Origin of the sequence: Pseudomonas sp. DD1 (assembly GCF_044510355.1) — a bacterium.
Classification (GTDB): Bacteria; Pseudomonadota; Gammaproteobacteria; order Pseudomonadales; family Pseudomonadaceae; genus Aquipseudomonas; species Aquipseudomonas shahriarae.
The window spans coordinates 107,351-115,162 of record NZ_MSAJ01000010.1; the positions used below are offsets into that span (position 1 = coordinate 107,351).

7 protein-coding genes are annotated in these 7,812 nt (G+C 50.1%); all 7 read right to left on the reverse strand.

What is annotated here, in order from left to right:
• Positions 1 to 22 precede the first annotated feature (22 nt).
• A complete protein-coding gene (locus tag PSFL_RS07970) occupies positions 23 to 571 on the reverse strand; it encodes a dihydrofolate reductase family protein (protein ID WP_057441585.1) in 549 nt (182 codons plus the stop codon).
• Positions 572 to 1,030: 459 nt separating this feature from the next.
• Complete coding sequence (locus PSFL_RS07975; RefSeq protein ID WP_397469877.1) at positions 1,031 to 1,450, reverse strand: hypothetical protein; 420 nt, start codon at positions 1,448 to 1,450, stop codon at positions 1,031 to 1,033.
• A gap of 705 nt (positions 1,451 to 2,155) precedes the next feature.
• A complete protein-coding gene (locus PSFL_RS07980; protein WP_170045415.1) occupies positions 2,156 to 2,545 on the reverse strand; it encodes a hypothetical protein in 390 nt (129 codons plus the stop codon).
• The gene (locus PSFL_RS07985) at positions 2,545 to 2,853 is read right to left on the reverse strand and encodes a polymorphic toxin type 47 domain-containing protein (RefSeq protein ID WP_115128486.1); all 309 of its coding nucleotides are present in this window, start codon (positions 2,851 to 2,853) and stop codon (positions 2,545 to 2,547) included. The genes PSFL_RS07980 and PSFL_RS07985 overlap by 1 nt, the downstream gene beginning before the upstream one ends.
• A gap of 434 nt (positions 2,854 to 3,287) precedes the next feature.
• Positions 3,288 to 3,698 (reverse strand): DUF6896 domain-containing protein, encoded by a 411-nt coding sequence (locus PSFL_RS07990; protein ID WP_115128485.1) that lies wholly within the window; start codon positions 3,696 to 3,698, stop codon positions 3,288 to 3,290.
• Positions 3,699 to 4,600: 902 nt separating this feature from the next.
• Entirely contained in the window at positions 4,601 to 4,969 is a 369-nt protein-coding gene (locus tag PSFL_RS07995) for a hypothetical protein (protein WP_081044273.1), read from the reverse strand.
• 1 nt (position 4,970) lies between these two features.
• On the reverse strand, positions 4,971 to 7,812 hold a 2,842-nt coding region (locus PSFL_RS08000; RefSeq protein WP_397469878.1), incomplete at its 5' end, for an RHS repeat-associated core domain-containing protein.

Below are 7,812 nucleotides of genomic sequence, written 5' to 3' on the forward strand. Positions count from 1 at the left end.
TTGTTTGTGGCGGTGTTGCGAGTCAACGCTGCTCGATGGCATACCGGCTCTGGACAAAGCCATTGTCCGAGGTACAGGTAGCGATGTGGCGAAGCTCACATTCACGACCGACGTGACTGAACAAGGGAACTCCCTGGCCCAGCAGAATCGGAATGCGGGTGATGATCAACTCACTGAGCAGGCCTGCTTCAAGAAATGCCTGGATGGTCTGGCCGCCGTCGATATAAAGATGTTTCATGCCGCGCTCGGCCAGTTGGTCGACGAGCATGCTCACATCGGCTGCCAACATCTCCACCTTGCCCTGTAGGTGCGCAGGAATCTCTAAGGTCTTGTGAGAAAGCGCTATGACGGGCGTGCCCTCATAGGGCCACTCTGGAAAGGACAGTACTTTTTCCAGGGTCTTGCGCCCCATGACCAACCCGTCGACTGTTGCGATGAAGCTTTCATAAGTGATGCCATTCAAGCCCGAACTTTCATATTCCGGTCGGTGCAGCCACTCAATATCCCCATCTGGTCGGGCAATAAAACCGTCAATGCTTGCTGCGATAAAGACGGAACATTTGATCCTCATGGGTGGTAAAACTCCTTTTTTATCAAGTGGAATCAAGACGGTATCACTTTAGCGCCTGCACGTTGGCGGCGAATGGCGGAGCGACGTGGTGGTTGAGCCGACGCAAGGTCCTCCGAAGCGTTGATCAACAACGTCTTTGCATCTGTTCCTTTGCGCACGATGAAGATGCCATGGTCTTCAGCAGACCGCTTTGTTTCAGTAGGAGGGTTCAGCGGTGAGCCGCTGCGTGAAGCGAGGTTGAGTCTGATGGCGGGCTTGGGCTGTGTTTGATCATGGTAAAGCTCCTAGAGGTTGGAGCTACTACCCATCGCTGCGAAACCCGGTCGCTGAATTTGCAGCGACTGCCGAAGATTATGGGGGGCTTCCGAGTGGTAACCCTAAAACGCTGTCGGAAATATCTGAGGGGTAGGGGGCGAAGTTCTTAAATGCGTTTAGATAAATCCTCCTTTTTGTCCAGGGTTACCAGGTGGATGGGTCCTCCTGGCTGGCTTTGTCCAGATCGTCTTTCCATTTATCACTGGCTAATCTATAAACTTCCTCAAAAAACTCTCGAGGATCCTCTATTTCATCTTCATTCCAGGCCATGCTTGTATATTCATCATGGTTGTCCTCAAAGAAAGCGTTGAAATTAAAATTTTTGCTGTCTAGAGAGTGTTTCAAGGCTTTCATAAGAGTGTATCTGTGCCTGTATGAAAGCTGCTCGTCTGGGTCAAGACAGTATTTGAGTATAAGTTTTTTTCTGTCTTTTGGGTTGTTTGGGTTGTACTTTGAGAGTTCAACCCCTTTGGTCTCTTCTTGGTCGTAAATGTCAAAAACACCTACAAAATAATTCAAGCTCGCATCGAAAGGTATATGGTTGGAAAAAGGGTGAAATAGCACTTTTGTATTCCTTTTCTGGGGGATAGCGTGAATGGTGTTCCATCTTTATGAAACTTCATTTCGGCACCGTTCATGGCTTAATTTAAAATCGGATTTTGCGGATCCCTTCTGCGAAAAGGGGGCGGATCTACTTAACGAAGTGTACAGATAACGACTATAAGCGTTTGCCGAGCACCACGCCTTAGTGGTTGGCTTCATTCAGACACACTAATTAAGTGGGGCATTAATGACGGGCTTGTTTTTTATTGGCTAGGGATTAAATATGTCCGTCACTTTTATCACTCACATTATTAATGTTTAAATGGCTAAGGGTTTCTGAGATTTGAGCCAAAGCTTCGAGTCTGTCTAGAATGTTTAGATTGACGGAAGCTTTTACAGTGCTCCAATCTATCTTGCTTCCTGCGAACGTGAATTTTCTTGTATTTCATCAATTAGCTTTGCTTCTTCAGTTTTAGATAGCTCATTTTTTCGCAAACCTTCTGTTTATTTTGAGAACTGGTTCTGCAGAACCTTGGAACAGATAGTGAGTCCCTTTTTTCTTTCCCGACCAGACGTTTGCGTGAGAGCCATTTCGCTCATCACGCAGTAGTGGATGGTTTATCCAAGCACACAAACTCAGGGCGCATAGGCGATCAATGGCGGATCTACTACTGCATCGACTCGCCATCAAATAGATTCGTCCCGTACTGTATGTCACTTTGGTTTTTAAGCCCAGAGCACGCAATCATGGTCATCCAGATGAACCAAAAACGATAGATCATGATCGGTGACCCAGAACGGATAACCAGTTGTTTCGCTTATTAACAGCGCAAGGTCTTGTGCGTTTTCGAGTTTCCATGCTCTGTGACCCGTGTCAAAAACCAAAAGTATGAGGTCGTTTTTTTTTATGCGGTCTGGTATTTCCTTCCAAAAGTCAGGGTTGTGCTCGGTGCATTTCTCGTTGAAATCGACTGGATCTAGTACATTTTTTTCTGTTTTAAAGTATTTTTTGGTTAAGGTGGATATTAATGTTGCGATCTCTTCAGAATTGAGCTTCTTTGAGGAGATTTTCAACGTGTTTATAGTTTCGTCTAATTCTTCTTCTAGATAATTCATCATGGTTCTCCGATTCTTGAGCGGCTAACTGGAAGTAACTCTAAAAGTATATGGCCCCTTACTGCACCACCACCTGCCCTTTTTCCGGCAGTTTGGTAACCAATATGAGGTGATTGAGGACCTTTTTTGCTAGAAACAAGCGTTGGGTCATCAATGTTGACTTCCGTTCCTCTGTTTGGCCCTTTCTGTACACGCCACTCGGTTGGGAAGGTTTTTCCGTATTTGTCCTTTCCCCACTTGGTCACGCTGTAATCGTCCTTGGAGACCCCTATCCGGCGAAATGCATTGCGAAAAGGGGGCGGATCTATTTAACAAAGTGTAAAGATAACGACTATAATTGTTTGCCGAGCACCAGGCCTTAGTGGTTGGCTTCATTCAGACACACTACTTAAGGGGGGCATTAATGACGGGCTTGTTTTTTATTGGCTAGGAATTAAATATGTCCGTCACTTTTATCGGGCTGCGAAACCCGGTCGCTGAATTTGCAGCGACTGCCGAAGATTATGGGGGGTGTCTTCCCAGTGGCAACCCTAAAACGCTGTCGGAAATATCTGAGAGGGGATTGATATATAACCCTTCCGGTAGTTGGTTAAAGGAACGGACCTATTTAGCGCCCTGCGGGAGCAATGGCCGTTTGCCGCCGCTCAACGCGTTTTGGTGTTGATTCATAGTGGGCAATGGTGGGCCTATTACTAAATTTACTAGCGATTAAATAGGTTCGTTCCTTTTGTTCCGGTTTTTATCAAGGTTTCTGGAAAAATAAGTTGGAAGTTGAGCCCTGAATTTTCTTTGCTTTTCCTTTTTCTACGTACTCGCTGAACTCTCGCTCGAGCGTCGTCTTGTTAGTGTATTTTTTGTATTTTTTTGGAACTTCGCATGCGTAAATGTAAAGTCTCCATGAGTCGAAGCCATCAATTCGACCGTCGGGGCCGTAATCGAAGTCAATACATTTCTCGGATATGTAAACCCTACAGCCGATTCCATGTAGTTCGTACGTTGCGTCATCGCTGAGCTTTCCGCGCAGCGGGATTTTTTTTGAACGCCACAGTCCTAAGATATTTTTTGTACCAAAAGATAATTCAAGTAAGTTGGTTGCCTTTTCAACTTCCTCTAAGTATTCGCTGATTAGGTCTTCTAGCGTCTGAGTTTTCATTTTCTTGACCTTTCTAGCCTATCTGGTCCAGCGATTTTTGAAGAGTTCACTACGTCATTGATGCTGCTAAATGAGGTGTGGTGGTTTTCTATATTGTCAATCAGTCTTATGGTGACAAGTGTATGTGTTCGCCTTGCTGCAGACGCCCGATGGTGCCCATATTATATAATGCGAAAAGGGGGCGGATCTATTTAACAAAGTGCACAGATAACGACTATAAGCGTTTACCGAGCATCACGCCTTAGTGGTTGGCTTAATTCGGGCGCACAAGTTAAGGGGGCGCATTAATGACGGACTTATTTTTTATTGGCTAGGGATTAACTATTTCCGTCACTTTTATCGCTGATATGCAGGTTCTGGACAAGGCTGTCGATACTGGGCACATTAAAGTATTGACTTTCAAGTGAGTGGCTCTCGTCTAGACGTCTGTTGGGTAAAGTGAAATGTTTGTTGTTTTTAAGTTTACATACTTTGGAGTATGGTCGGGCTTTTCTTTCAGGTCTATAAGGATTGTTTAAGATCCAATGCGTAGGGCTGCGCAATTATCATCATTCCCTAAGATCAGTTCTGCAGTTATGTAGGTAATGCTGTCTATGATCTCTATTTTTTCCTCATGCTGGGGTGGTCGGGTAATATTATTGTTTCCAACAAAAAATATCATTCAGGTCGAATTCGACATCAATATACTCTCCGATTTTCGGTATCGGGCCTATCCACGTTGCTACACCACGTCCGGCAGATGTCTCATAATTAACATAAGATTTTTCGCGATGAGAAAATATATTTAGTGTTTTTACAATCATCTTATTTTTTTGTAGTGCGCTTTAATTGCTGGGTTGTCAATGTTCATTGTTTTGTTTTTTGGGGGAGTAAAAGGGAGCTATTATTGCATCGGCTTGCGATCAAATAGAATCGTTCCGTTTTTTACGTTTGGTAGTGTATGTGTTGTGTGTGCAGTCAAGTTTTTCAGCGGTATAGCTACCTGCAATTACTGTAAATATCACATCGCATCCGTCACTGGATGTGAAGCAATAACTTGTCCCTGTCTCGTTTGGATCTACTCGTGTTGCCTCTGCTGAGAGAGGCGTGTCAGTGGTTTCGTACATTTCGGATATTTCAGATCCGATCGCACCTATCCCTTGGAAGGCGATTAGTTTGTGGAAGGTTATTAGCCATAGCTGCTCCTGCCAGTCTGAAAACTCTATTGATAGCGTGCTTCTATCGCATATTAGTTTTTCTATTGTTCCGTCTGAAACGGGAAATTTCTTCATCTTAAGATCCTGGATGTTTTTCGCCCGGTAGAAACCCAGTTCCGTGCCCGGGCTGATAATTTTCAGGGGTGACCTTCAGTAGCGTATTTTGTTTTTCAGATTGCTTCCAGCTTAAGTCATTCGGCTTAAGCTCAATGTGATAGTGGTTGCCGTGATGTCTTGGACTAAAAGGGCCAGGATCTCCCGGGTGGCTTTCAAATCTAATGCGGGTATCTGTATTAGGCCTCCATTCCATTCGTTGGGTACCGTGTTTTGTTGTTGAAATCTTTGGCTGTACGCCTAAAGCCTCGGTAAAGTCATTTGGATCAGAAGGGAAGTGGGTGTAAGCATTCGGTATAGCAGGTGAGTTGTGGTCGGCTTCTATTTGCGATGTAGGGTCTTCGATACGAACGGCTGGTTTACACCCGCTTTCGCCCGGACACGTATTCAACCCCAACGGATCCACCCACCCCGTAGGGTTGGGCACATACAAATACCCGTTCACCCCACCCGCCAACTTCACCGGGTCGGGCGTCAGGTAGCGTCCGTTATCCGGATTGTAGTAGCGATGCCGGTTGTAGTGCAGCCCGCTTTCCCGGTCGAAATATTGCCCCTGAAAACGCAGCGGGTTATCGACGGTGCTCTCGTCCAGCCGGGTGATTTTTCCGTAGGCTTGGTAATGGGCTGACCAGACGATTTTGCCGTCCGTATTCGTCAGTTCCTGCGGTGTACCCAGGTGGTCCAGCTGGTAGTGGTACGCCTGGGTATTGGCCGGACCAAACCCTTCCAGCAAGGCCAGCGGCCTGAAGCTATCCGGCTCGTAGAGATAGCTGCGATGCTGCCCCGCCGTGTGCTCGGCGATGACTTTGTCGCCTTGCCAAAAAAACTCGGTGGTCTTGCCATTGATCACTTTAGCGATGCGCCGCCCAAACGGGTCATAGCGATAACTGGCCTGGCTGCCGTCCGGTTGTGTCACGCCGATCAGGCGGTGCTGGCAGTCGTAGCGGTATTCGGTGACTAACTGCTGCGCGCGGCCACGGCGTTCGCGTATGAGGTTTCCGAAGGCGTCGTAGTCGTAATGCCGGTCGCCTTGCAGTAACAGGCGGTTGCCGACGACGATGCCGGGGCCTGGGCGGTCTTGCATCAGCAGGTTGTTCGCCGGGTCGTGGGCGAAGCGTTCGGTGGGATCCTGGGAATGGTCGGCGCGGGTCAGGCGGTCGAGGGGGTCGTAGTGGTAGTCGTGCTGGCCCTTGCGGGTGTCGAGCAGGCGGGTGAGGTTGCCGCTGTTGTCGTAGGTGTAGCGGCGAAGGCCGTGGCGGTGTTCGTGTAGGGCCAGGCGGCCCTGGTCGTCGTAGTGGTAGTGGCTCAGCAGTTGGCCCTGCTGGCGCTGGTGTTCGCGGCCTGCTTTGAACAGGTGCGAGCTGAGTATCCGGCCATTCAGGTCGATAGTGGCAAGGTGGCCGCCCTTGTCGTGGTTGAAGGTCAGGCGGTTGTTGTCCGGCAGGCGCAGGGTTTCGAGCTGGCCGCAGTGGTCGTAGCCATAACGCAGGGTGCCCCAGCCTTGGTGCTCGGCGGTCAGGCGGCTTTGCGCGTCATATTCGTACTGTAGCGGCCAGTGGCCGTCGTCGACGCTAAGCAGATTGCCGAGGCGGTCGTAGGTGTAATCCACGGTGCTGCCATCGGGCAGGTTTTTTCGGACGAGGCGGCCGGCGTTATCGCGCTGGTAGGTGGTAACCAACTGACGGTCATCGTCGCCAAATTCGGTTTTTTCCTGCAGGTGGCCGTTGAGGTCGTAGACGTAGGCGGTGCGTTGGCCGTCAAAACCGGTTTCCTGTTGGATCAGGCCGTTAGGGTGGTACTCCAGTTGATAGCGCTCACCTGCCTCGTTTTCGATCTCGGTCAGCAGCAGGCGGGTGTTGTCGTAGCGGTACTTGAGTTGAGAGCCATCGGGGTTGATCCGGCGACTGATCAGGTGCAAGCCATCGGCATATTCATACCGGGTCACACGCCCCAGCTCATCGCGCTCGGCGGTGATTTTTCCGTAGGGGTTGTAGCTCAATTCGCGGGTGGCACCGCCCGGCATTACCACCTTGATCAGCCGACCCACCGCGTCCCAGTGATACTGGGTCAGGGCGCCATGTTCATCCTCGCGGGCAATCTGCCGGCCCAGGTCGTCATAGCGATAACGCCGCACGCCGCCATTGGGCAGTTGCTCGCCAATCAACTGCCCAAGCTCGTTCCACGTCAGGCGCTGACAGCTGTGGTCCGGGTACCAAACCGCTAAAAGCTGGCCACGCTTGTCATAGCTGTACTCGGTGACATTGCCGGCTGGATCAGTCTGGCGCGTGATCGCGCCCTGATCATTACGCTGGTACTTCCAGACCGCTTCACCCCGGCGCATGACCCGTACGAAGCCATCCTCATACTCGTAGGCCGTGGGCTCGTCATCCCCGGGAAACAGCGCCACCAAGCGCCCAGCCTCGTCGTACTGATAGGCCGTGATCGCGCCCAGGGGATCCTGCTCAACCGTCAGCCGCCCCTGTGCGTCGTAGGACTTGAAATGCTCGCCGCCATCCGGATCAACCCGCTGCACCAGGCGTGCCCGCGGGTCATGCACGTAGATTTCCTGGCTGCCATCGGCGTTAAGCAGGGTGACGCGGCCGTCGTCCCAGCTATAGCGCGTATCCATCTGCGCAAAACTGGCCCAATGCCTCACACAGCGCGCCGCCTTGCCAGGCCGTTCCCACTCCCAGAAGAAACTCGCCCCACCGGCCAACTGCCGCTCAGTAATTACCGCAAGGCTGTCGTACTGATAGCGCTCGCTTTCGCCGACGGCATTGATCGCCTCAAGCAGTCGCCACTGT

Excerpts from the sequence above, each read along its gene's own strand:
- PSFL_RS07980 (WP_170045415.1), bottom strand. The coding sequence starts at position 2,545 with ATGAATTATCTAGAAGAAGAATTAGACGAAACTATAAACACGTTGAAA.
- PSFL_RS07970 (WP_057441585.1), bottom strand. The coding sequence starts at position 571 with ATGAGGATCAAATGTTCCGTCTTTATCGCAGCAAGCATTGACGGTTTT.
- PSFL_RS07990 (WP_115128485.1), bottom strand. The coding sequence starts at position 3,698 with ATGAAAACTCAGACGCTAGAAGACCTAATCAGCGAATACTTAGAGGAA.
- PSFL_RS07995 (WP_081044273.1), bottom strand. The coding sequence starts at position 4,969 with ATGAAGAAATTTCCCGTTTCAGACGGAACAATAGAAAAACTAATATGC.